General features: G+C 71.5%; 1 protein-coding gene. It reads left to right on the top strand.

The window, feature by feature from the left end:
* Positions 1 to 133: 133 nt before the first annotated feature.
* Positions 134 to 379 (top strand): hypothetical protein (locus tag AAHH18_RS18265; protein WP_343302603.1); only part of this gene is annotated, 246 nt, incomplete at its 3' end.

Genomic DNA, 379 nt, shown 5'->3' with positions numbered 1-379 from the left:
GGGATCACCGCGGCGGAGTTCGAGAGCCGCGCGGTCTCCCACGCCGACCCTGGGTGGACGGCCCGAGAACCTGCGGTCGCCGCGATGCTGGGTCTCCCGTGACTGCGACACCCCGCGATCCCGGCGGTGAACCGTGAGCAACAACCTCGTCGTCTGGTGCCGGAGCGGGATCGCGCTCACGTCCGAGGAGTTCGGCGCGGCCGCGGGCCGGCGATGGCCGGACGCGAGGATCCTGCACCTGGAACCACCCTGGGCCGCGGCGGTCAACGTCCAGGTCGACGGGGCCGATGGCGGGTTTCAGATCGACTACCACCGGAACCGACGAGCCTTCTGGTGCGACGCCTTGTGGTCGAAGTGGGGCGAGGTCGCGGCGTGGCTG

The organism is Cellulomonas olei (genome assembly GCF_039548315.1).
Taxonomy (GTDB): domain Bacteria; phylum Actinomycetota; class Actinomycetes; order Actinomycetales; family Cellulomonadaceae; genus Cellulomonas.
This window is presented reverse-complemented; position numbering and strand designations above follow the sequence as displayed.